This window comes from Pseudooceanicola nitratireducens (assembly GCF_900109195.1).
Classification (GTDB): domain Bacteria; phylum Pseudomonadota; class Alphaproteobacteria; order Rhodobacterales; family Rhodobacteraceae; genus Pseudooceanicola; species Pseudooceanicola nitratireducens.
In genome coordinates this window covers 499937-521567 of the sequence record NZ_FNZG01000002.1, presented here as the reverse complement: position 1 = coordinate 521567, position 21631 = coordinate 499937, and the positions used below count along the sequence as shown (strand labels likewise).

At 65.3% G+C, this 21631-nt stretch carries 24 protein-coding genes; 12 read left to right on the top strand and 12 right to left on the bottom strand.

Annotated features, from left to right (window positions below):
- Positions 1–80: 80 nt before the first annotated feature.
- The 4 genes from rplT to pyk form a co-directional block, all read right to left on the bottom strand.
- Positions 81–443: a 50S ribosomal protein L20 gene (gene rplT, locus BMX99_RS08425; RefSeq protein WP_093450034.1), complete on the bottom strand. Its 363-nt coding sequence runs from the start codon at positions 441–443 to the stop codon at positions 81–83.
- A 16-nt stretch (positions 444–459) separates the two neighbouring features.
- Complete coding sequence (gene rpmI / locus BMX99_RS08420) at positions 460–660, bottom strand: 50S ribosomal protein L35 (RefSeq protein WP_093450032.1); 201 nt, start codon at positions 658–660, stop codon at positions 460–462.
- Positions 661–853: 193 nt separating this feature from the next.
- The gene (locus BMX99_RS08415) at positions 854–1078 is read right to left on the bottom strand and encodes a hypothetical protein (RefSeq protein WP_093450030.1); all 225 of its coding nucleotides are present in this window, start codon (positions 1076–1078) and stop codon (positions 854–856) included.
- A gap of 21 nt (positions 1079–1099) precedes the next feature.
- Positions 1100–2545: a pyruvate kinase gene (gene pyk, locus BMX99_RS08410; RefSeq protein WP_093450027.1), complete on the bottom strand. Its 1446-nt coding sequence runs from the start codon at positions 2543–2545 to the stop codon at positions 1100–1102.
- Between the two features lie 196 nt (positions 2546–2741).
- Here pyk and BMX99_RS08405 point away from each other — a divergent pair, with 196 nt between their 5' ends.
- Positions 2742–3056 (top strand): DUF1244 domain-containing protein, encoded by a 315-nt coding sequence (locus tag BMX99_RS08405; RefSeq protein ID WP_093450024.1) that lies wholly within the window; start codon positions 2742–2744, stop codon positions 3054–3056.
- Positions 3057–3169: 113 nt separating this feature from the next.
- On the opposite strand, the gene BMX99_RS08400 is transcribed toward BMX99_RS08405, so the two are convergent.
- Positions 3170–4507 carry an ammonium transporter gene (locus BMX99_RS08400; protein WP_093450017.1) on the bottom strand — a complete coding sequence of 446 codons (1338 nt, stop codon included), beginning with the start codon at positions 4505–4507 and terminating at the stop codon, positions 3170–3172.
- Positions 4508–4536: 29 nt separating this feature from the next.
- Positions 4537–4875 carry a P-II family nitrogen regulator gene (locus BMX99_RS08395; RefSeq protein WP_093450012.1) on the bottom strand — a complete coding sequence of 113 codons (339 nt, stop codon included), beginning with the start codon at positions 4873–4875 and terminating at the stop codon, positions 4537–4539.
- Positions 4876–5131: 256 nt separating this feature from the next.
- Between BMX99_RS08395 and BMX99_RS08390 the strand changes: the two genes are divergently transcribed.
- A complete protein-coding gene (locus BMX99_RS08390; RefSeq protein WP_093450008.1) occupies positions 5132–7321 on the top strand; it encodes a transglycosylase domain-containing protein in 2190 nt (729 codons plus the stop codon).
- Between the two features lie 76 nt (positions 7322–7397).
- On the opposite strand, the gene BMX99_RS08385 is transcribed toward BMX99_RS08390, so the two are convergent.
- Both BMX99_RS08385 and BMX99_RS08380 read right to left on the bottom strand, forming a co-directional pair.
- Positions 7398–8006: an MlaC/ttg2D family ABC transporter substrate-binding protein gene (locus tag BMX99_RS08385; protein WP_093450005.1), complete on the bottom strand. Its 609-nt coding sequence runs from the start codon at positions 8004–8006 to the stop codon at positions 7398–7400.
- Positions 7984–8781, bottom strand: coding sequence for an MlaA family lipoprotein (locus BMX99_RS08380; RefSeq protein WP_093450002.1), 798 nt, complete (start codon positions 8779–8781; stop codon positions 7984–7986). The genes BMX99_RS08385 and BMX99_RS08380 overlap by 23 nt, the downstream gene beginning before the upstream one ends.
- Positions 8782–8959: 178 nt before the next feature.
- On the opposite strand from BMX99_RS08380, the gene BMX99_RS08375 reads away from it, so the two are divergent.
- The 6 genes from BMX99_RS08375 to BMX99_RS08350 all read left to right on the top strand — a co-directional run bounded on the left by BMX99_RS08375 (position 8960) and on the right by BMX99_RS08350 (position 14825).
- On the top strand, positions 8960–10690 hold the full coding sequence (locus BMX99_RS08375) for a type I secretion system permease/ATPase (RefSeq protein WP_093449998.1): 1731 nt from the start codon (positions 8960–8962) through the stop codon (positions 10688–10690).
- A complete protein-coding gene (locus BMX99_RS08370; RefSeq protein ID WP_093449995.1) occupies positions 10687–11997 on the top strand; it encodes an HlyD family type I secretion periplasmic adaptor subunit in 1311 nt (436 codons plus the stop codon). The genes BMX99_RS08375 and BMX99_RS08370 overlap by 4 nt, the downstream gene beginning before the upstream one ends.
- A 63-nt stretch (positions 11998–12060) precedes the next feature.
- A complete protein-coding gene (locus BMX99_RS08365) occupies positions 12061–12528 on the top strand; it encodes a RidA family protein (protein WP_093449992.1) in 468 nt (155 codons plus the stop codon).
- Positions 12525–13289, top strand: a complete 765-nt coding sequence (locus tag BMX99_RS08360) for a glycerophosphodiester phosphodiesterase family protein (RefSeq protein ID WP_093449989.1) — start codon at positions 12525–12527, stop codon at positions 13287–13289. Before BMX99_RS08365 ends, BMX99_RS08360 begins: the two co-directional genes overlap by 4 nt.
- 31 nt (positions 13290–13320) lie before the next feature.
- Positions 13321–14526: a GNAT family N-acetyltransferase gene (locus tag BMX99_RS08355; protein WP_093449986.1), complete on the top strand. Its 1206-nt coding sequence runs from the start codon at positions 13321–13323 to the stop codon at positions 14524–14526.
- A complete protein-coding gene (locus tag BMX99_RS08350) occupies positions 14526–14825 on the top strand; it encodes a 4a-hydroxytetrahydrobiopterin dehydratase (protein ID WP_093449983.1) in 300 nt (99 codons plus the stop codon). Before BMX99_RS08355 ends, BMX99_RS08350 begins: the two co-directional genes overlap by 1 nt.
- 80 nt (positions 14826–14905) lie before the next feature.
- Here the strand turns inward: BMX99_RS08350 and BMX99_RS08345 are convergent, their stop codons facing one another.
- Positions 14906–15517, bottom strand: a complete 612-nt coding sequence (locus BMX99_RS08345) for a GntR family transcriptional regulator (protein WP_212632859.1) — start codon at positions 15515–15517, stop codon at positions 14906–14908.
- A 205-nt stretch (positions 15518–15722) separates the two neighbouring features.
- Between BMX99_RS08345 and BMX99_RS08340 the strand changes: the two genes are divergently transcribed.
- Positions 15723–16229, top strand: coding sequence for a protein-tyrosine phosphatase family protein (locus BMX99_RS08340; RefSeq protein ID WP_093449979.1), 507 nt, complete (start codon positions 15723–15725; stop codon positions 16227–16229).
- A gap of 238 nt (positions 16230–16467) precedes the next feature.
- Here the strand turns inward: BMX99_RS08340 and BMX99_RS08335 are convergent, their stop codons facing one another.
- Positions 16468–16956 carry a peroxiredoxin gene (locus BMX99_RS08335; protein WP_093449976.1) on the bottom strand — a complete coding sequence of 163 codons (489 nt, stop codon included), beginning with the start codon at positions 16954–16956 and terminating at the stop codon, positions 16468–16470.
- An 85-nt stretch (positions 16957–17041) separates the two neighbouring features.
- Here BMX99_RS08335 and BMX99_RS08330 point away from each other — a divergent pair, with 85 nt between their 5' ends.
- Both BMX99_RS08330 and rsmD read left to right on the top strand, forming a co-directional pair.
- Positions 17042–18256 (top strand): NAD(P)/FAD-dependent oxidoreductase, encoded by a 1215-nt coding sequence (locus BMX99_RS08330; protein ID WP_093449973.1) that lies wholly within the window; start codon positions 17042–17044, stop codon positions 18254–18256.
- Entirely contained in the window at positions 18257–18811 is a 555-nt protein-coding gene (gene rsmD, locus BMX99_RS08325) for a 16S rRNA (guanine(966)-N(2))-methyltransferase RsmD (RefSeq protein WP_093449970.1), read from the top strand.
- A 32-nt stretch (positions 18812–18843) separates the two neighbouring features.
- Here rsmD and BMX99_RS08320 read toward each other — a convergent pair whose 3' ends face one another.
- Positions 18844–20520 carry a Y-family DNA polymerase gene (locus BMX99_RS08320; protein ID WP_093449967.1) on the bottom strand — a complete coding sequence of 559 codons (1677 nt, stop codon included), beginning with the start codon at positions 20518–20520 and terminating at the stop codon, positions 18844–18846.
- A 231-nt stretch (positions 20521–20751) separates the two neighbouring features.
- Here BMX99_RS08320 and BMX99_RS08315 point away from each other — a divergent pair, with 231 nt between their 5' ends.
- Positions 20752–21162: a c-type cytochrome gene (locus tag BMX99_RS08315; RefSeq protein WP_170848683.1), complete on the top strand. Its 411-nt coding sequence runs from the start codon at positions 20752–20754 to the stop codon at positions 21160–21162.
- A 61-nt stretch (positions 21163–21223) separates the two neighbouring features.
- Here the strand turns inward: BMX99_RS08315 and BMX99_RS19640 are convergent, their stop codons facing one another.
- Positions 21224–21526, bottom strand: a complete 303-nt coding sequence (locus BMX99_RS19640; RefSeq protein ID WP_170848682.1) for an I78 family peptidase inhibitor — start codon at positions 21524–21526, stop codon at positions 21224–21226.
- Positions 21527–21631: the final 105 nt, after the last annotated feature.

Here is a 21631-nt window from a genome sequence, read left to right as displayed (position 1 = left end):
CCTGCACACCAAACGCCACCGACACAAAGCAAAAGGCCGCCCCAAGGGACGGCCTTTCGTTCAATCCGGTTGGATCAGGATCAGACCAGAGCGGCCTTTGCCTTGTCCACGATTGCGTTGAACGCATCGGGTTCGTGCACGGCCAGATCGGCCAGAACCTTACGGTCCACCTCGATACCGGCTTTGCCGAGACCGTTGATGAAACGCGAATAGGTCAGCGCTTCATCGTGGGCGCGAACCGCTGCGTTGATCCGCTGGATCCACAGCGCGCGGAAGCTGCGCTTGCGCGCTTTCCGGTCGCGGGTTGCATACTGGTTGGCCTTGTCGACGGCCTGAGAAGCGACCTTGAAGGTGGTGGAGCGACGGCCGTAGTAGCCTTTTGCTGCCTTCAGGACTTTCTTGTGACGTGCGTGGGTTACCGTACCGCCTTTAACGCGAGACATGTTCTATCCTTCCCTATCAGCGGTTGTAGGGCATCATCGATTTGATGATGCGTGCATCGGGCTCGGACAGCGCGGTGGTGCCGCGTGCGTCGCGAATGAACTTGGTGGAACGTTTGATCATGCCGTGGCGCTTGCCGGCCTGACCGGCAATGACCTTGCCTTTGGCCGAAATCTTGAACCGCTTTTTGCAGCTCGATTTCGTCTTCATCTTGGGCATTTCCGTCTCCTTGAATTTGAAGGGGTCGAAACGCGACTCGGTATGCCACTTGAACCGGCCGCGCGGATGAGCGGGCCGTATAGGCCGCCATCGCCTCTATGGCAAGGGGAAAAACGCCCCCGCCCGCCTTGCAGGGTTAGCGCGCCGGGGCCTTTCCAGGTGCAGGACCTGGTGAACCCATACTGGCGGGCCCTCAGGGGATCACCCGCGCCAGCACGCGGATGATGGCATGCGGCACCTCGGCCAGCGTCATGGGCGGCGGGGCGTTGACCCAGCCATAGCCGAAGATGCCCGCGCCGATCACCGTGACGACCAGCGCGGTCCAGCCGGCCCGCCGTTTCGCAAAGGCCGACACGGCAGAGGGCACCGAAAGCATCAGCACCGCAAGCCCGGCCACAAGAATAAGGTCCGTATCCATCAGTCCCCCGATGGCATGATCCTATTCTGGGTCAGAGGCGTAAATCAAACGTTCCTCACAAGGGGCGACACGCAGGATGTTCGTGGTGCCCGGCTGATTGAAGGGCACGCCGGCGGCCACGACGATCTGGTCGGCCTCGGTCGCGAAACCCTTGCTGCGGGCGGTGCGGGCGGCATTGACCACGGCCTGCTTGAACCGCTCAAGCTCGGCCGTCATGTAGCAGTTCACCCCCCAGCTCAGCGCCAGCTTGCGGGCGGTGCCGCGCAGCGGGGTCAGCGCGATAATCGGCACGCGGGGGCGTTCCCGGGCAGTGATCAGCGCGGTGGTGCCGCTTTGGGTGAAACAGCAGATCGCCTTGATGTCGGTGGTTTCCGCAATTTCCCGGGCCGCGGCAACGATGCCGTCGGCGACCGATCCCTTGACGTTGTTGCGCGAAGCCTCGATCACCTCGCGGTAGGTGGGATCGCTTTCGACCTCTTGCGCGACCTTGTCCATGGTGGTCACGGCCTCGACCGGATACTGGCCGGCGGCGGATTCGGCGGACAGCATGACGGCATCGGTGCCTTCATAGATGGCGGCGGCCACGTCCGAGACCTCGGCCCGGGTCGGCATCGGGCTTTCGATCATCGATTCCAGCATCTGGGTCGCCACGATCACCGGCTTGGCGGCGGCGCGGCATTTGCGGATCAGGCGCTTCTGGATCGGCGGCACGGCCTGCACGGGCAGTTCGACCCCCAGATCGCCGCGCGCGACCATGATCCCGTCCGACACCTCGAGGATCTCGTCGAAGGCCTTCACGGCGGCGGGCTTTTCAATCTTGGACAGGATCGCGGCGCGGCCCTGGGCCAGGTCGCGCGCCTCAGCGACATCCTCGGGTCGCTGCACGAAGGACAGCGCCAGCCAGTCGATGCCCAGCTGGCAGACGAATTCCAGATCCTTGCGGTCCTTTTCCGACAGTGCCGCCAGCGGCAGCACCACGTCGGGCACGTTCACGCCTTTGCGGTTGGAAATCGTGCCGCCCGCGATCACCTCGCATTCGGCGAAGTCAGCGCCACAGTCGAGCACCTTCAGCCGGATCTTGCCGTCGTTGACCAGCAGGTTCGCGCCCGCCTCGAGCACCGCGAAGATTTCGGGGTGCGGCAGGGTCACGCGGTCCTGCGTGCCGGGTTCATCCGACAGGTCCAGACGGAAGCGCGCGCCCTCGGCCAGTTCCTCGGAGTCGTTGGCAAAGACACCGACACGCAGCTTGGGTCCCTGAAGGTCGGCGAGGATGCCAATGGTGCTGTCCAGCTCTTTCTCGACCTCGCGGATGATCCGGTGACGTTCGCGGATTTCCTCGTGGCTGCCATGGCTCATGTTCAGGCGGAACACATCCGCGCCGCTTTCGTGCAACTTGCGGATCATCTGATGATCCGAGGAGGCCGGGCCCAGGGTTGCGACGATCTTGGTATTGCGCTGGCGCTTCATGCTAGTCCTTTCTGCATCGCAGAACCTAAGTGATGTTTACGCTATCAGGCACCGCCGGAATTGGCCACCCGATCCCGTAGCTTGCCCCGTGTCCGATCCCTATCCAATACCGGTCCTTGCGGGGCGGAGGCGGGTGATTGACGCCACCCCGCCTGCCTGTCAGCCTGCCCCGAAATCGGTAAACATAAGGTGACACATGGACCGACAGACCCAAATCGAAATCGAAGCTGCTGCCTTTCGTACCCTGCGCAATCACCTGATGGAAGATCGCAAGGACGTGCAGAACATCGACATGATGAACCTTGCGGGCTTTTGCCGGAACTGCCTGTCGCGCTGGATGCAGGAGGCCGCCAATGAACGCGGCTTCGAGATGACCAAGGAGCAGGCGCGCGAGATCTTCTATGGCATGCCCTATGACGACTGGAAGGCGCAGCATCAGACCGAAGCCAGCGATGACCAGAAGGCCGCCTTTGACAAATCCTTTGCCGAGAACGTCGGCGACAAGGGCTGACCCGCTGCTCGTCCGGCCCTGACATGCCGGCCTCGCCCGTCACGAACAGCTGCACATAAAAGAAGACCCGGGCAAAACCGCCCGGGTCCTTTTCATTCCCTCCGAAGGACAGATCAGCCCTTGGAGAATTCCGGGTAGGCTTCCATGCCCAGCTCGGCCATGTCGAGACCCGTGATCTCTTCTTCTTCGCCGACACGGATGCCCATGGTGGCCTTCAGGATGAACCAGACCACACCCGAGGTCACGACGGTGAAGATACCGACCACGACGATGGAGTAGAGCTGCGTGCCCAGCGAGGCGTCGGAGTTGGTCAGGACAACCGCGATGGTGCCCCAGATACCGGCGAGCAGGTGAACCGGGATCGCGCCGACAACGTCGTCGATCTTCATCTTGTCCAGCATCGGGACAGCGAAGACCACGATGATACCGCCCACGGCACCGATCAGGGTGGCTGCACCCAGGGTCGGGGTCAGCGGTTCTGCGGTGATGGACACCAGGCCAGCCAGAGCACCGTTCAGCACCATGGTCAGGTCGACCTTCTTGTACAGGATCTGCGTCAGAAGCAGGGCCGCGATCGCACCACCGGCAGCTGCCGTGTTGGTGTTGGCGAAGATGCGGGACACGTCGGCAACGTCACCCACGGTGCCCATGGCCAGCTGCGAACCGCCGTTGAAGCCGAACCAACCCAGCCACAGGATGAACGTACCCAGGGTGGCGAGCGTCAGGTTGGAACCGGGGATCGGAACGACCTTGCCGTCCTTGTTGAACTTGCCAATCCGCGGGCCGAGGATGATCGCGCCGGTCAGGGCTGCCCAGCCACCGACAGAGTGCACGACGGTCGAACCTGCGAAGTCCAGGAAGCCGGCTTCGTCCAGGAAGCCACCGCCCCATTTCCACGACGCCTGCAGCGGGTAGATCACGGCGGTCAGAACGATCGTGAAGATCAGGAAGGGCCACAGCTTGATGCGCTCGGCCAGGGTGCCGGACACGATCGAAGCGGTGGTCGCGCAGAACATCAGCTGGAAGAAGAAGTCCGAACCGGTAGAGGCATAGCCGTAGTCGTCGGCCGCGTCGGCGGTCACGCCAACGGCTTCAAGCGCGCCGGGGCCCCAGACGCCCGACAGAACGCCTTCGATCGACCAGGTGCCGAGCGGGTACATCAGGTTGTAGCCGATCAGGTAGTAGAAGATCGCCGCCAGCGAGAAGAGCGCGATGTTCTTCGTCAGCTGCATGGCCACGTTCTTGGACCGCACCAGGCCTGCTTCGAGCATCGCAAAGCCCGCGGCCATCCAGAAGACCAGGAAGCCGCCGATGAGGAACAGCAGGGAGTTGAAGATGAACACGCTGTCCGTGGACGCGTTTACGCCCGGGGTCGGGCCGTCCTGCGCCAGGCCAAGGCTGGGCGTCGCGATCAGCGCGGCGGCCAGGCCGAGTTTCGTGAGAGTTTTCATGGGGTGATTCCTTTCCCTGTCCGCAGGCCTTACAGCGCGTCCGAATTGGTTTCGCCGGTCCGCACACGGACCGCCTGCTGGATATCCAGCACGAAGATCTTGCCGTCGCCGATCTTGCCGGTCTTGGCGGTGTTGGTGATCGTCTCGACGACCTGGTCGGCCATTTCGGCCGCCACGGCGATCTCAAGCTTGATCTTGGGCACGAAATTCACGGCATATTCTGCGCCACGGTAGATCTCGGTATGTCCCGACTGAGATCCGAACCCTTTGATTTCGGTCACCATCATGCCGCGCACGCCGATTTCGGTCAGCGCCTCGCGGACCTCCTCGAGCTTGAACGGCTTGATTGTTGCAATGATGAGTTTCACTGATTTTCCCTTCCGTATCTCGGGGCGCGAACCCCGCCTTTGGCAGGGACAGCTAATGCGGCGCAGGGCGGTTATCGGAAGGTAAACGGGCGGAATCGGTTCCGGTGATCTGGGAATCTGCACAATATTCAGGCATCACGCCGCAGGTGCACAATTTTCAGGCAAGCGAAGAACGATCAAATCTTCGCAAAGCGCTCAACATCTGACGTCTCAGCGCGTATATCTGACCAAAAGAACCGGGACCGGGCAGCATTCAATGAGTGATTCAGGACGTCGCAAGCCGCCATTGGTGGCGGACCGCCGCTTTGCCGGCGGCAAGGGCAAGGGGCCTGCCAAGGGCAAGTCCAGGACCGGAGGGGGCCGCAAGGCCTCGTCCGGGCGCGGTGGATCCAAGTCCCGCCGGCGCAGCCCCGCCCCCAGACGTCCGCGCGGCCCCCTGGGGCTTCTGACCGCCTTCATCCGCTGGATCTTCCGCCTGGTTTTCGGGATGGCCTGGCGGCTGTCGCTGGTGATCGTGCTGATCATCGCCCTGGCCGTGGCCTATTCCGCCTCGACCATGCCGCCGCTTGAAGCGCAGCTAGACGGACGGGCGCGCGGGTCGGTGACCATGCTGGACCGCGAAGGCCAGGTCTTTGCCTGGCGCGGCGACCAGTTCGGCGGCGTGGTGACGGCGGAAACCGTGTCGCCCCACCTCAAGAACGCCATCGTCGCGACCGAGGACAAACGCTTTTACAGCCATTTCGGCATCTCGCCGCGCGGCATCGCCAGTGCGATCCGCATCAACCTGCGCGAAGGGCGCGGGCCGCTGTCCGGGCACGGCGGGTCGACCATCACCCAGCAGACCGCCAAGCTGCTGTGCCTGGGCGATCCCTATGACCCGGACCTCTGGGACAACGAAACCGCCTATGAATCGGACTGCCGCCAGACGACCCTGTGGCGGAAGATCCGCGAAGCCATCTATGCCATGGGGCTGGAGACCGCCTATTCCAAGGACGAGATCCTGACCATCTACATGAACCGCGCCTTCCTGGGGGCCGGTGCCCGTGGGTTCGAGGCCGCAAGCCAGCGCTATTTCGGCAAATCCGCCGCCGACGTGACCCCGGCAGAGGCCGCGATGCTGGCCGGTCTTCTGGTCGCGCCCACGCGCTATGCGCCGACCGCCGATCTGGCGCGGTCGCAGAACCGCGCCGGGGTGATCGTGCGCCTGATGGAGGAACAGGACTACCTGACCGCCGCCCAGGCCGACGCCGCCATCGCCAACCCGGCCGAACTGTCCGAGGCCGCCGAGGCCAAGGCCGGCGGCTACTTCGCCGATTGGGTGATGTCCTCGGGGCCGGAATACCTGACCCGCAAGACCACCGAGGACGTGGTGATCCGCACCACCCTGGACCAGCGGCTTCAGAAGGCCGCCGAAGACGGCATGAAGGCGATCTTCGAGAACAAGGTGAAGGAAGGGTCCAAGGCCCAGGCCGCCGTCGTGGTGATGAGCGCCGATGGCGCTGTGCGCGCCATGGTCGGCGGACGCCGCACCAAGGTCTCGGGCGCGTTCAACCGGGCCACCCAGGCGCTGCGCCAGACCGGATCGGCCTTCAAGCCCTTTGTCTACGCCACCGCGCTGGAACTGGGCTATCACTGGTACGACACCGTCGAAGATACGCCGCTGACGATCAATATTCCCGGATCCGGCCCCTGGTCGCCGGACAACTACGACCGCAAGTTCCGCGGCACCGTGACCATGGCGCAGGCCTTGCAGGGATCGCTGAACATCCCCGCCGTGCGGATCGCCGAAAGCGTCGGGCTTGAGAACGTGCGCAAGATCGCCGCCGATTTCGGCATCCAGTCCGACCTGGCGCAGGGCCCCGCCCTGGCGCTTGGCGCATCGGAATCCACCCTGATCGAGATGACCGGCGCCTATGCCGGCATCCTCAACGGCGGGTCTTCGGTCACGCCCTACGGCCTGGTTGAACTGCGGCTTCAGGGCCAGTCCGAGCCGCTGATGGACGCCACCGGCGGCATTGGCGAACGGGTCATCCGCGAAGCCGCCGCGCGCGAACTGATCTGGATGATGAACAATGTCGTCACCCAGGGCACCGGTGGCCGTGCGGCCCTGCCCAACCACCAGGCGGCGGGCAAGACGGGCACCACCTCGGCGGCGCGGGACGCCTGGTTCATCGGCTTTACCGCCGATTACGTGGCCGGTGTCTGGATGGGCTATGACGACAACACGCCCCTGACCGGGGTGACCGGATCGGGCCTTCCGGCCGAGATCTGGCACGAGGTCATGGTCCGCGTACACGAGGGCGTCGAGCCGCGCCCTCTTCCCATGGCCCGCCCCGAACGCCCCGCCGATGCGCCGGGCTTTACCAACGGCAACCAGGGTCAGCAACCGCAGCGCCAGGACCCGATCGAACGGTTGCTGCGCAACCTCTTCGGCATCCGCAACTAGACCAAAACAAAAAAGCCCGGCGACACCGCCGGGCTTTTTCAATGTCGGTGAGGTGATGGCCTGACCGGCCCGAACCTTACCCCGCCGTGCGCAGATCCGCGATCAGGGCGTCGATATTTCCCCGGTTGCGGTCCAGCATGGCGCCGATCTCGGTCTTTTCGGACAGGCGCATGGAAATCCCCTCGATCACCATGTCGAACAGCAGATCCTGCCCCGACCGGTCCGAGATCAGGAACTTCACCTCGAACGGCTTTTCGCCGCGCAGGTAGACGGTGCCGATGACCTCTTGCCAGGTCTTCACCTGACGCACGCCGTTGACCTCGATGCGACCGCCGACGAATTCCTGGAACCGCTTGCCGTACTTGCGCGAGATATAGCCGCGGAAGGCTTCGATGAAGGCGCGCATCTGCGCCGGGCTGGCGCGGCGGGCATCGGGGCCAAGCGTCGATTGCGCGATGATCGGCACGTCGGCATAGCGGGCAAAGATCTTCTCGAAGGCGGCGATCATGCCGTTCAGCGATCCGCCCCGGTCGATCACCCGGTTGATTTCGGCCACCAGTTTGTCGACCAGCGCACGGGCCTCGCCCTCGCTCAGGGCCAGTGCGGGCAGCGGGGCCACCGCAAGCGCCGAGATCCCGGCCAGAACGGCACGGCGAGAGGTCTTATTGCGCATAGGGGTCGTCATAGGGATCACCTGCTGCATAGGGGTCATCGTAAGGATCGGCACCGTAAGGATCGCCATAGGGGTCAGATGCGACATCGCCCCCCAACTCGTACCGGCGGTTCTGCAGGTAGGTCGAGCGGCTTTGCGCGTAGCTGTCCGCCGAGTCATATAGGACGGAATCCACCGTTTGCGCGTATTTCCCCCGATCGGCGAGCTTTGATGTCACGCTTGCCACAGGTGCCACGTATTTTTCGGGCTTGTCCAGGACGTGGCTCAGCGGGTTGGTAAACATGTCGACCACACGGCCAAGCGCATCCCTCTCGGTCGAGGGGCCGAAGACCGGAAGCTCCACATAGGCGCCTTCCGAGGCCCCCCAGACATGCAGCGTCTCGCCAAAATCGGTGTCGGCTTCGTAGATGCCGGCCATGGTTGCCACGTCGAATAGCCCGGCAAAGCCAAGGGTCGAATTTAGCAGGAAGCGGGCGGTATTCGTGACCGCACCCTTGCCGTCGGCCTGCAGCAGGTTGTTCACGACCAGACCGGGCGTGGCGAGGTTTCCGGCGACATTTCCGACAGTTGCCATCAGGGGATCAGACCCGTCCCTGGCCAGACCGCGCCCAAGCGGGCGCAGAACGGCCCGGTCCAGCGACTTGTTGAAGGCATGGGTGCGGCGGTTCGCGGCCTCCCACGGGTCGTTGATGCCGGTCTCGGTCGGTCGGGGCGCACAGGCGGCAAGCCCCAGCACCGCGCCGACAAGAACACCGCGAAGGATAAAGGATTTGAAAGAAACTTTCATGCTACACACCAAAGGTGACTGGCTAAAACGGGGCTTAACATTGGTATCCACGCGATACCATAGCGGCAACCGGCACAGGCCGGAATTGTGATCTAAAGGCCAAAAGCTTTGATTTACACGGCATAACCCGCGGGCTAGAGCTTTTGGTAAACAATATGGGCGAGCATTGGACAATTAAATGATCAGTCAGAAAACCCAGGCGGGCTATGCCGAACTGCGCGCAGCGCGGCGGTCCAACCGGTCGCTTTACTGGGCCGTCGGGATATTCAGCGTCTTTTCCAACCTGCTGATGCTGACCGGCCCGATCTACATGCTGCAGGTCTATGACCGCGTGCTGGGATCGGGGTCGGTGGAAACGCTGATCGGCCTGTCGCTGATCGTCGCCTTCCTGTTCCTGATCATGGGGCTGCTTGAACTGGTGCGAAACCGCGTGATGTCGCGCGCTGCGGCCCGGTTCCAGTCCCGGCTGGACCGGCGGGTCTTTGACGCCGTGGTGCGCCGCGCCGCGATCAAGCCCGACGAGGTATCCCAGACCGGCCTGCGCGACCTGGAAGGCGTGCAAAAACTGATGTCCTCTCCGGCCCTGATCGCCATGTTCGACATCCCCTGGACACCCTTCTTCCTGGCCGGCATCGCGCTGTTCCACCCCTGGCTGGGCATCCTGGCGCTGGCGGGCGGCGGGTTCCTGGTCATCGTCACGATCTTCAACCAGATCACCACCAAGACACCCCAGAACGAAGCCATGCACGCCATGATCTCGTCCGAGAAGATGGCCGAACAGATCCGCACCGAATCCGAAATGGTCACCTCCATGGGGATGCGGGACGCGGCCTTCACCCGCTGGCAGAAACTGCGCAACCGCGCGCTTGAAACGCAGATCTCGGCCTCGGACCTGACCGGCGGCTTCAGCTCGACCACCAAGACCTTCCGCATGTTCCTGCAGTCCGCGATGCTGGGCCTTGGCGCCTATCTCGTGCTGCTGGGCGAAATGTCGCCGGGCGCGATGATCGCCGGGTCGATCCTGATGGGCCGCGCCCTGGCCCCGATCGAACTGGCCATCGGCCAGTGGCCCGTGGTGCAGCGCGCCGTGCGCGGCTGGCATTCGCTGGCGATCCTGCTGGGCGAAACCCCGCCCGAGGCGCAGCGCACCGCCCTGCCGAAACCCAAGGCCAAGCTTGAGGTCATGCAGCTGACCATCGTGCCGCCGGGCGAAAGCGTCGCCTCGCTGCGGATGCTGTCCTTCACCGTCGAACCCGGCCAGGCCGTGGGTGTCATCGGGGCCTCGGGGGCGGGCAAATCCACCCTCGCCCGTGCGATCACCAGCGTCTGGCGTCCCGCCGGCGGCAAGGTCCGCCTGGATGGGGCCGCACTGGACAATTACGACCCCGCCATCCTGGGCAGCTACATCGGATATCTGCCGCAGCGGGTGCAATTGTTCGAAGGCACCGTCGCCGACAACATCGCCCGCCTGGCCGAGCAGCCTGACGCCGCCGCCGTGGTCGAGGCCGCGAAAAAGGCCGACGCCCACGAAATGATCCTGAAGATGCCCGACGGCTACGACACCCGCATCGATTCCACCGGCGGGCGGCTGTCCGGCGGTCAGATCCAGCGCATCGGCCTGGCCCGCGCCATGTATGGCGATCCGGTCATCCTTGTGCTGGACGAACCGAACTCCAACCTCGACAACGAAGGCAGCCAGGCCCTGAACCGCGCCATCCGCAAGATGAAGGAAGAGGGCAAATCCTGCCTCATCATGGCGCACCGCCCGGCCGCGATCCAGGAATGCGACACCATCCTGATGCTGGACGGCGGCAGCCGCGCAGCCTTTGGCCCGCGGGACGAGGTACTGAAACAGGTGCTGCAGAACCACGAACAGGTCCGCGCAGGCGGCAAAGGCGGTCTGAGATGAGCAACGAAACCTCCAAATCCTGGTCCGCAAAGACGCCCCTGATCGTCGGCGCGCTGACCATCTTTGCCCTGGTCGGCGGCTTTGGCGTCTGGTCGGTCTTCACCAAGATCTCGGGTGCCGTCATCGCCTCGGGCCAGCTAGAGGTCGACCGCAACCGCCAGGTGGTGCAACACCTTGACGGCGGCGTGGTCACCCAGATCCTCGTGGACGAAGGCGACCGGGTCGAAGCCGGACAATTGCTGATCCGTCTGGATGACACCCAGCTGCGGTCGCAGCTGGCAATCGCCGAAGGGCAGCTGTTCGAACTGATGGCCCGCCGTGGCCGGCTTGAGGCCGAACGCGACGGCCGCGAGACGCTGGAATTCGACCCCCTGCTGATCGAGGCCGCCGCCACCCGCGAAGAACCGCGCGAGCTGATGGACGGGCAGTCCCGCCTGGCCGAAGCCCGCCGCGAGTCGCTGGAAAAGGAAATCGAACAGCTTGAGAAACGCAGCAGCCAGATCGACAGCCAGATCGAAGGCATCGACGCGCAGCGTCAGGCCATGTCGGAACAGCTGGAACTGATCCAGGACGAACTGGCCGACCAGCAATCCCTGCTGGATCGCGGGTTGGCCCAGGCCTCACGCGTGTCGGCCCTGCGCCGCGAAAACTCCAGCCTCAGCGGGTCGATGGGTGAATTGGGCGCTCAGCGCGCCCAGGCCGAAGGCCGCATCACCGAGATCGAGATCGAGATCCTCAAGCTCGACACCACCCGCCGGGAAGAGGCGATCACCCGCCTGCGCGACCTGCAATACCGCGAGCTGGAATTGAAGGAACAGCGCCGCGCCCTGCTGGAACAGCTGAACCGCCTGGACGTCACCGCCCCCGTGGGCGGCGTGGTCTATGGCCTTCAGGTCTATGCCGAACGCTCGGTCCTGCGGCCTGCTGATCCGGTGCTTTATATCGTGCCGCAAGATCGTCCGCTGATCATCGCCGCCCGTGTGGAACCGATCCACATCGACCAACTGCACATGGATCAGCCGGTTACCCTGCGTTTCTCTGCCTTTGACCAGCGCACGACGCCGGAACTGGAAGGCCATGTGGTGCAGATCTCGGCCGACGCCTTCGTGGACGAGGCCACCGGACGCTCCTACTACCGGACCGAGGTCGAGCTGAACGAAGGTGAGCTGGCCAAGCTGCCCCAGGGGTCGATCCTGATCCCCGGCATGCCGGTCGAGGCCTTCATCAAGACCCGTGAACGCACCCCCATGGCCTATTTCATGGAGCCGTTCATGACCTACTTCGCCAAGGCCTTCCGCGAAGCATGATGCCCCTTTGCATTCGCCGCTGCGCCCTATAGCGTCGCGGCGAATTCTGAAAAGGAGCGTGCCATGACCAACGCCATCGAAACCCGCCTGGCCGAGCTGGGCCTTGCCCTGCCCGACAGCCCCGCCCCCGCCGCCAACTACGTGCCCTTTGTGATCAGCGGCAACCTGGTCTTCGTCTCGGGCCAGGTGTCCATGGACGCCGATGGTCTGATCAAGGGCGTGCTGGGCGACGGCATGACCACCGAAGAAGGTGCTGCCGCCGCGAAACTGTGCGGGCTGTCGCTGCTGGCGCAGGTGAAATCGGCCCTGGGCGGCGACCTGTCCAGGCTGAAGCGCGTCGTCAAGCTGACCGGCTTTGTCAATTCCACCGCCGATTTCGGTGACCAGCCCAAGGTGGTCAACGGCTGTTCCGACCTGATGGTCGAGGTGCTGGGCGATGCGGGCCGTCATTCCCGCTCGGCCGTGTCGGCTGCGGCCCTGCCCTTTGGCGTCGCGGTCGAGATCGAAGGCATCTTCGAAATCGACGCATGACCCTGCCGGCCGCCTTCCTGACCACGCCCATTGCGCATCGCGCCCTGCATGATCTTCAGGCAGGGCGGCCGGAAAACTCGGTCGAGGCGGTGCGCGCCGCCGTCGACGCCGGATATGGGATCGAGATCGACCTGCAGCTGTCCCAGGACGGTGAGGCGATCGTCTTTCACGATTACGACCTGGCCCGGCTGACCGGGGAACGGGGGCCCGTCCAGATGCGCAAGGCGGCGGATCTGGTGCAGATCCCGCTGACCGGCGGCAGCCATCCGATCCCGACGCTGGACCTGATCCTGCAAGAGGTCGCGGGCCGCGTCCCCCTGCTGATCGAGATCAAGGATCAGGACGGTGCGCTTGGCCCCGCCGTGGGCCGGCTGGAACAGGCCACCGCCGCCGCGCTGAAGGGGTATCGCGGCGACGTGGCCGTGATGTCCTTCAACCCCAATTCCGTGCGCGTCTTCGGCGGCCTGGCCCCGGACGTGCCCGTGGGCCTGACCACCTGCGACTTCAACGCCACCGACTGGCCGCTGGTGCCCAAGGCCCGGCGCGACCGCCTGGCCACCCTGCCCGACATCAAAGCGTCGCGCGCAAAGTTCATCAGCCACGACCGCAACGACCTGCATTCGCCCCACGTGGCGCGACTGAAGGATAAGGGCCTGCCCGTGCTGTGCTGGACCATCCGATCTGCCCGGGAAGAGGCCGAGGCGCGGCGCATTGCCGACAATGTGACCTTCGAAGGCTACGATGCGGTGATCCCGGCTTGAATGTGCGCGGGGATGCATCAACTCTGATCCCATGGATGGTGCAGAAGACAGATCCGAGACTGTGATCGAAGTTCACGCGCATGACAGCCTGACCCGGATCGCGGCCAGCGACTGGGATGCCTGCGCCTGCCCCGAGGCCGTGGACGGCGACCCGCCCTTTGATCCCTTCACCACGCACCGCTTCCTTCTGGCACTGGAACAAAGCGGGTCGGTCGGCCCCGGCACCGGCTGGCAGCCGCGCTACCTGACCGCCCATGCCGACGGCCAGATGATCGCCGCCGCGCCGCTTTATGCCAAGGGGCACAGCCAGGGCGAATACATCTTCGACTACTCCTGGGCGCATGCCTATGAGAACGCGGGCGGCAGCTATTACCCCAAGCTGCAGATCGCCGTGCCCTTCACACCCGCCACCGGCCGCCGCCTTCTGACCCGTCCGGGGTTTGAGGCCGCGGGCCAGTCCGCGCTGGTGCAGGGGGCAGTGCAGATCGCGGAACAGCACGGGCTGTCATCGCTGCACATCACCTTCTGCGCCGAACAAGAGGTCGCCCCGGGCAGCGCCATGGGGCTGATGCACCGCGCCAGCCAGCAGTTCCACTGGCTGAACGACGGCTACGACAGTTTCGACGATTTCCTCGCCTCTCTGTCGTCGCGCAAGCGCAAGAACATCCGCAAGGAACGTCAGCAGGCGCAGGCCTTTGGCGGTGAAATCCGCGCACTGACCGGCGATCAGATCCAGCCCGACCATTGGGACCACTTCTGGCGTTTCTACCAGGACACCGGCAGCCGAAAATGGGGCACGCCCTATCTGACCCGCGCCTTCTTTGACCAGGTGCAGCAGACCATGCGCGACGACGTGCTGCTGGTCCTGGCCGAACGCGATGGCGTGCCGGTCGCGGGGGCGCTGAACTTCATCGGGCGCGACACGATGTATGGCCGCTACTGGGGCTGCACCGAACACCACCCCTGCCTTCATTTCGAGCTGTGCTACTATCAGGCCATCGACGCCGCCATCGCCCGTGGCCAGGCAAGGGTCGAGGCCGGGGCGCAGGGCGAACACAAGCTGGCGCGCGGCTACCTGCCCCACCCCACCCATTCGCTGCATTGGGTCGCCGATCCCGGTTTTGCCCGCGCCATCGCGCAATACCTCGAAGCCGAGGCCGAGGCCGTCGAGGAGGAGATCGAGATCCTGACCAGCTATGGCCCCTTCCGCCGCGACCAGATCGAGGAGCAAGAGTGATGACCCGCCCCGCCCGTATTCCCGACGACCAGCTTGATGCGCAACTGAACCCCCTGATCGCCACCGGCTGGACGCTGGAGGACAGCCGCAAGGCCATCACCCGCACCTTCCGTTTCGACGATTTCGTCGGGGCCATGGGCTTTATGACCCGTGCCGCGCTTTATGCCGAGAAATGGGATCACCACCCGGAATGGTCGAACGTCTATTCCAAAGTCACGGTGCGGCTGACCACCCATGACGCGGATGGTCTGACGGAACTGGACCTGCGCCTGGCGCAACAGATGGACGCGCTGGTCTAAGGCCCGTTTGCCAGGTCCGTTGCCGACGGCCAGGGGTCCCGTCGCGGGGAAACGTCGCGGGAGCCGTGCGAAGGCAGCCCTCAGACCAGGCGGTCCGACAGTTCCTTGTAGACCCCGCCCAGATCGTTCTTGCGCGCCGCCGCCACGCAGGCGACCAGCGTGTCGTGCAACCGATTCTGCGCCTCGGGCTCGGACCAGGCGTTTTCCGACATGCGCCAGCGGATGTGCCGCCAATGCGCCGCCCGCAGCGCGTCGGACAGGATGTCATCGGCCACCGCGCTGGCCGACAGGTCCAGAAGCTGCACCCGCAGTTCCAGATAGCTGTCCTTGCTGGGGTCGGTCGCTTCCGAAATCGCCTCGGCCACCACCAGCCTTTCGCGCAACAGGGGCGACACGTCCTCTCCCCTCCCGCAGATCGCGGCGGCTTCGAACAGCGCCTTCAGCACAAGCACGTCGCGATCGCGATTGTCCGGGTTCAGCGGCGACACGATCGTGCCCACGCCCGACCGCGTTTCCACCAGCCGTTCATAGGCCAGCTTTTGCAACACCTGCCGGATCGGGGTCCGGGACACGCCGAATTCGGTGGCCAATGCGCCTTCGTGCAGGGTGATGGTCTCTGTCGCCGACTGCATCATGCAGATGCGATTGCGCAACTCGGCTGCGATCTCCGATCCGTCCTTACGAATGAGCATCCGTCCTCCGACTTGCATTGCCTGTATACATGTGTAAAATCTACTCTAGGAAGAGCAGGTCCGACTATGGCCAATTCAAACTGGCCCGTCAAAACGAAACTTCCCTTCCAAGTCACCTTTGGACGAACAGACGGTAAATCCCATGTGCGACAGTGAGAGTTCTTTCCGCGCCAAGATCTCATGCCCCAAAACCGGGGCCTGTGTCATGTCCGGCTTCCCCGGCCTTGCCACCGGCGTCGACGGAGAGCCCTATCTCGACCCACACAACCTAGAGGCGACCCTTTCAGACATAATGGGCGCAGGGGCCACGCGGCTTGTGGTCCTGACCGAAGAGGCGGAACTGCCCGAAGGGGCCTTTGCCTTCCTTCAGGCCGGGGCCGCGCAGGCCGGGCTGAACCTGTCCTATCTGCCGATCCCCGATTACCACGCCCCCGACGCCACGATCCTTGCCGCCTGGCACCGACTGGCCGATGGGATCGACACGCTGCCCCGCGACGGCGGCACCCTGGCCTTCTGCTGCCAGCACGGGGCCGGACGGTCGGGCACGATGGCCGCGCTGATGCTGATCGAACAGGGTCTGACCGCAGATCAGGCCGTCGCAAAGGTGCGCGAAGGCTTCTCAGAAGCGGTCGAGAGCGAAAATCAGCTCATCTTCCTGCAAAAGATTTCGGGGGAGTTAAAGCTTGAACCACACAATCTTGACCCGCAATAGGATGATTCGCATAGTGCGCCTATGTCGGCCCGGCTCGCTCGGGTCGATGGGTCCAGATTGACCGGAACCGGCCTTCGCGAAGCAGAAGCTTCGGACAGGCACATCGGTTCCAGGAAGTCGGATAGTCGCTTCCAGAGTGACCTGAGGCCCGCGAGACAGAAGTCCTGCGGGCCTCGTATCGGAAAACGGATCGGAAAGCGGATCCGATCCGGGACCGGATCACAATCCAATCAGCAGATCAGATCGCATCCAGCAGCGCTTCGCCGCCCGAGATGTCGCACTGACCGGGGTTTTCCTCGGCCTGGATCACGCTGACCGTGCCGTCCTGAACGTACATCGCATAGCGCTTGGACCGGTTGATCAGACCCACGGGCGGGGCCGAGAAATCCATGCCGACGGCCTTGGTAAATTCCGCGTCCGGGTCACCCATCATCGTGATGCCGGCCTTGTCGGCACCGGTGTCCTTGCCCCAGGCCCCCATCACGAAGGGATCGTTCACCGACAGGCAGACGATTTCGTCCACGCCCTTGTCGCGGAACTGGTCCGCGGTGCGGATGAAGCTGGGCACATGGGCGGTGGTGCAGGTGCCGGTATAGGCACCGGGCAGCGCAAAGATCACCACGTTGCGGCCGGCCAGACGCTCTTTCAGCGAAATCTGGGCTGGGCCCTTGTCGGTCAGTTCGACCAGGGTGGCGTCGGGCAGCTGGTCGCCTTTCGAAATTGCCATTGAAGGTTCCTCTCGTTATCCAATTGGCTCGAACGGCAGGATAGCGCGCGCATTTGCAGCCGCCAGCGCAAAAGAGGGGTAGGAGATGTCTCATTTCGTGATCGTGGGGGCCGGTCAGGCCGGATCTTCCCTGGTGGTCAAGCTGCGCGAGCTGGGGTTTGACGGCCAGATCACCCTGATCGGTGACGAAACCGCCCCGCCCTATCAACGCCCGCCGCTGTCCAAGGCCTATCTGCTGGGCGACATGCCGCGCGACCGCCTGTTCCTGCGCCCCGAAAGCTTCTACGCGGAACGCGACATCACCCTGCGCACCGGCGCAGCCGTCACCGCGATCGATCCGGCAGCCAAGACCCTGCAGCTGGGGGACGACACCATCGCCTTTGATCAGCTGGCCCTGACCACCGGATCTATCCCGCGGCTTCTGCCCGAGGCCATCGGCGGGCGGCTGGAGGGCGTGCATTGCGTCCGCACCCTGGCCGACGTCGACCGGATGGAGCCCGAGTTCCGCCCCGGTCGCCACGTGCTGATCGTCGGCGGCGGCTACATCGGGCTCGAGGCCGCGGCGGTGGCCGCCAAACAGGGGCTGAAGGTCACGCTGGTCGAAATGGCCGACCGCATCCTGCAACGTGTCGCCGCGCCCGAAACCTCGGCTTTCTTCCGCGATCTCCATGCCGCCCATGGGGTGACCATCCGCGAAGGCACCGGCCTGACCCGCCTGCTGGGCGACGCCCGCGTGACCGGGGCCGAGCTGTCGGATGGATCGACGCTGGACGTGGATTTCGCCATCGTCGGTGCCGGCATCCTGCCCGACACCCGCCTGGCCGAGGCCGCCGGGCTGACCTGCGACAACGGCATCGCGGTGGATGCCCATGGCCAGACCTCTGCCCCCGGCATCTGGGCGGCGGGCGATTGCGCGTCCTTTCCGCATCAGGGGCGTCACACCGGCGACCGTCTGCGGCTGGAATCGGTGCCGAACGCCATCGACATGGCCGAATGCGTCGCCGCCAACATGCTGGGGGCCGCCAAGGACTACGTGCCCGAACCCTGGTTCTGGTCGGATCAATACGACATGAAACTGCAGATCGCGGGACTGAACACCGGCTATGACCGCGTGGTGATCCGCCATGTCGAAGACGCCCGGTCCCATTGGTACTACGCCGGCGACACCCTGCTGGCCGTCGATGCGATGAACGATCCGCGCGGCTTCATGGTCGCCAAGCGGCTGCTGGCGGCGGGCAAATCGCCCGACCCCGATGCCATCGCCGACCCGGCGACCGAGCTGAAGACCCTGTTGCGCTGAATGCGGATCGTCGGCGGCACATTCCGGGGGCGGCGGCTGGCCGCCCTGGGCAAGGGCGATGCGGGCGCGCATCTGCGCCCCACCTCGGATCGGGTGCGCGAAAGCCTGTTCTCGATGCTCGAGGGCGGGCGGTTCGGCGATCCGATCGACGGGGCCCGCGTGCTGGATCTGTTTGCCGGCACCGGCGCGCTTGGGCTGGAGGCCCTGTCGCGTGGTGCTGCCCAAGTTACCTTTGTCGACGACGGCCGCGTGGCGCAGAAGCTGCTGGCCGAGAATATCGCGAGCCTTGGCCTGCGTGACGTGACCCGCGTCATCCGCGCCTCGGCCCTGCGGCTGCCCCCGGCGGAATATGCGGCGCAGCTGATCTTCCTCGATCCGCCCTATGGCAAGGACCTTGGCCCCAAGGCGCTGGCCGCCGCCCGCGCCCAGGGCTGGATTGCCCCCGATGCGCTGATCGTCTGGGAAGAACGCGGGCCCCAGGACCCGCCCGAGGGCTTCACCCTGCTGGAACACAAGACCTATGGCGACACGGTGATGACCCTGTTGCGGGGCTGATCCTTGCGGGGGCCGCCCGCGCACCCCGAACCTCAGGCAAACTGCCCCTGGCAGAACCACCCCGAGGACAGCGCCCCCCCGTGGGCATAGAACAGCCACAGCTTTTCCCCGCTGGTCATCGTGACCCGCCAGTAATCCCGCACCCCGCTGCGCCATTCGGGATCGTCCAGCCACCATTCCGGGGCGATCCGTTCCGGGCCGACACAGGCATGCGGCGTGAAGTCCCGCCCGCGCCAGCGCAGCCCCCCGGTCAGGCGCGGCTTGTCCGGGGCCATCACCGGTTCGGGTCGCCACAGCATCAGGGGGCGCGGCGCATGGGGCGCGGGCCAGTCCTTCGCAGGCTCGGACCAGGCGGCGGCCATGACCTGCACCGCCTTTTCCGGGATATGGGACGAGGCCGGGTGCCAGCGGGTGATCTGATCCATCCCGACGCGCGCCCCGATCCGCGCCACCAGATCGTCATGCGCCGTGGTCGCGGCCAGCCGATCCGCGATGATCTTCCCGGCCTCAAGATGGCCGACCGGCTGGCGGGCGGACACCGGTTCGGTCTGCACCGCCTCAAGCCGCAGCATGTCGATGCCATGCCCTGCGTCCAGATCATCGACTTTCATCGCCAGCAGCGGGCGGATCCGTTCAGGATCGGCCGAGGGCCGGGCCAGCCCGACGCTGATCCACTGCATCGTGTGATCGGTGCGGAAGGCCTGAAGCCGGATCTGCCGCACCCCGCGCCCGGCCTTGTGCACCGTGTCACACAGCCGGGGCAGCAGACGGTCCAGCCCGGCCAGCACATCCTCGGCCAGGCCAATGGGATCGGGCAGCGTCATGCGCACCGCATAGGGCCGCGCCTCGGCCACCGGCGACACCGGTTCCGGCACCTGCCCCAGGGCCTGGTCGATCCGCAGCACCACCCCGGGACCAAAGCGGCGCGACAGCGGCGCGCGCGGCTGGTCCAGCAGCTCGGACACCCGGCGCACCCCCAGCCGCGACAGCTGTGCCACCACGTCCGGATCCAGCCGCAGCGCGGCCAGCGGCAGCGGGCCCAGAACCTCGCGCAGCTGATCCCGGGGGGCGATGCGCCGCGCCTCGATCCCGGCCTGGGTGCGGGCGGCCGCAGGCAGCGCCGGGGCCGCCCCGCCGCGTTCCCAGTGCCGCCGCTTGGCCGCGCGCGACCGGGTCGCCCGCGCCTCTTGATCCACGGCATCGCCGCTGCGGTGATGGCCCACGCCGCGCCCGGCAAAGCGCGCCAGCGCCCAGGCCCCGCCAAGCGTATCTGCCACCCCCGCCTGCACGCTTAGCCCGGCGTGGGCGCAATCGCCGTCGATCGCTTCCAGCAGCCCGTCCTCTCCTCCGAACAGATGGGCGCAGCCGGTGATGTCCAGGCTCAGCCCCTCGTCCCCCATCTCGCCGACCCAGGGGGAATATTTCCCGGCCCATCTGCGCAGAACGCCCAGGAACCCGGCCTCGGCCTGGGGGTTGCGCAGCCGGGTCATCAGGTCGGGGCACATGGCCATGGCATCGCGCAGCGGCTGACCCGGCTGAAGCCCCGCGGCCGAGGCCCCGGGCGACAGCGAATGCAGCATCTGCGCCGCCCCCTGCGTGGCGACCACGGCAAAGGGCTGTTCCGGGTCCAGGCGGAACCGGCGGATCAGGCGTTCCGCCCCAAGGCGGGGAAACCACAGCGACAGGATCCGGCGGGACGGCGGGGGCATGGCAGGAACCTTGGACGGGTACTATTGGCGGGACTATTGGCGGGACTATTGGCGGAGCTTGTTCACCATATGTTCCAGATCTAACCTTCCCGTGAACCAGAGTCGAGTCCGCTGGCCAGCCCATCCTCCAGCTGTCATCCTGCCCCAGACCCGGACCCAGACCCGAACCCAGACATCAGACCAAGGAGCCGACACCCGATGCCCCGACACAGCCTTTGCCTGACTCTCGCTTTGCCCCTAGCACTGATCGCCGCCACCGCCAGCCTTGCCCATGACGGCGTTAAGGATCCGAAGGTGAAGGAAAGAATGCAGATCATGAAGCAGATCAAGGCGGCCACCGGTGTCCTGGGCAGCATGGCCAAGCATCCCGCCAGCCACGACGCGGACGAAGCCCGCGCCGCCCGCAGCGACCTGATCCGCCTGTCAAAGAAGGTCGCGCCCTCGTTCACCACAAAGGCCATGGATCCGAAATCCGAAGCTCGGCCCGCGATCTGGAACAACTGGGACGATTTCGCCGCCCGCGCCGTGGCCCTGACCACTGCTGCCGAGGCGCTGGACCCCACGTCGCCGCAAGGCGTGGCCGCCGGGATGGCCGGGATCGGCGGGGCCTGCGGCGGTTGCCACAAGCCCTATCGCGACTAACCGAAGTTGCGCGGGCCCGCTGCGGCTGACGTCAGCCCCTGCGGGCCGCAGCCGGCGCCGCTCAGCCGCAATAGATCCCGATGATCTCGTCCAGGCTGTCGAATTCGACGTTCAGCCGGTCCATCCGCTGATCCATCGTCAGCACGGCACCGGACTGGAAGATCCGCACATCCGGCCCCGGCTCAAGCCCCGCCTCCAGCGCGGCAGACACCTGCTGACCGACCAGGGTCTGGTACTCGGACGCCTTGCACTGATCCATGGTCGGATCGGTCGCGGCCTCGGCCCAGGTCGCGGATGTGCCCCCGACCACGGCCAGGGCAAAGAGGGGGGCCATCAGGGGAGCGGTGCGTAGAAAACGTGTCATGTTCCGACCTTTCCGAACAGGATGCGAGTGCGGGAAACCTTGTTGAGATGTAGGAAAATTAAGTCCCCGCACAAGCTTGACCATTGATCGCAGGCCAAAACTTGC

Coding starts and splice junctions, on each gene's coding strand:
- rplT (WP_093450034.1), bottom strand. CDS start 443: ATGTCTCGCGTTAAAGGCGGTACGGTAACCCACGCACGTCACAAGAAA.
- rpmI (WP_093450032.1), bottom strand. CDS start 660: ATGCCCAAGATGAAGACGAAATCGAGCTGCAAAAAGCGGTTCAAGATT.
- BMX99_RS08415 (WP_093450030.1), bottom strand. CDS start 1,078: ATGGATACGGACCTTATTCTTGTGGCCGGGCTTGCGGTGCTGATGCTT.
- pyk (WP_093450027.1), bottom strand. CDS start 2,545: ATGAAGCGCCAGCGCAATACCAAGATCGTCGCAACCCTGGGCCCGGCC.
- BMX99_RS08405 (WP_093450024.1), top strand. CDS start 2,742: ATGGACCGACAGACCCAAATCGAAATCGAAGCTGCTGCCTTTCGTACC.
- BMX99_RS08400 (WP_093450017.1), bottom strand. CDS start 4,507: ATGAAAACTCTCACGAAACTCGGCCTGGCCGCCGCGCTGATCGCGACG.
- BMX99_RS08390 (WP_093450008.1), top strand. CDS start 5,132: ATGAGTGATTCAGGACGTCGCAAGCCGCCATTGGTGGCGGACCGCCGC.
- BMX99_RS08385 (WP_093450005.1), bottom strand. CDS start 8,006: ATGACGACCCCTATGCGCAATAAGACCTCTCGCCGTGCCGTTCTGGCC.
- BMX99_RS08380 (WP_093450002.1), bottom strand. CDS start 8,781: ATGAAAGTTTCTTTCAAATCCTTTATCCTTCGCGGTGTTCTTGTCGGC.
- BMX99_RS08375 (WP_093449998.1), top strand. CDS start 8,960: ATGATCAGTCAGAAAACCCAGGCGGGCTATGCCGAACTGCGCGCAGCG.
- BMX99_RS08370 (WP_093449995.1), top strand. CDS start 10,687: ATGAGCAACGAAACCTCCAAATCCTGGTCCGCAAAGACGCCCCTGATC.
- BMX99_RS08365 (WP_093449992.1), top strand. CDS start 12,061: ATGACCAACGCCATCGAAACCCGCCTGGCCGAGCTGGGCCTTGCCCTG.
- BMX99_RS08360 (WP_093449989.1), top strand. CDS start 12,525: ATGACCCTGCCGGCCGCCTTCCTGACCACGCCCATTGCGCATCGCGCC.
- BMX99_RS08355 (WP_093449986.1), top strand. CDS start 13,321: ATGGATGGTGCAGAAGACAGATCCGAGACTGTGATCGAAGTTCACGCG.
- BMX99_RS08350 (WP_093449983.1), top strand. CDS start 14,526: ATGACCCGCCCCGCCCGTATTCCCGACGACCAGCTTGATGCGCAACTG.
- BMX99_RS08345 (WP_212632859.1), bottom strand. CDS start 15,517: ATGCTCATTCGTAAGGACGGATCGGAGATCGCAGCCGAGTTGCGCAAT.
- BMX99_RS08340 (WP_093449979.1), top strand. CDS start 15,723: ATGTCCGGCTTCCCCGGCCTTGCCACCGGCGTCGACGGAGAGCCCTAT.
- BMX99_RS08335 (WP_093449976.1), bottom strand. CDS start 16,956: ATGGCAATTTCGAAAGGCGACCAGCTGCCCGACGCCACCCTGGTCGAA.
- BMX99_RS08330 (WP_093449973.1), top strand. CDS start 17,042: ATGTCTCATTTCGTGATCGTGGGGGCCGGTCAGGCCGGATCTTCCCTG.
- rsmD (WP_093449970.1), top strand. CDS start 18,257: ATGCGGATCGTCGGCGGCACATTCCGGGGGCGGCGGCTGGCCGCCCTG.
- BMX99_RS08320 (WP_093449967.1), bottom strand. CDS start 20,520: ATGCCCCCGCCGTCCCGCCGGATCCTGTCGCTGTGGTTTCCCCGCCTT.
- BMX99_RS19640 (WP_170848682.1), bottom strand. CDS start 21,526: ATGACACGTTTTCTACGCACCGCTCCCCTGATGGCCCCCCTCTTTGCC.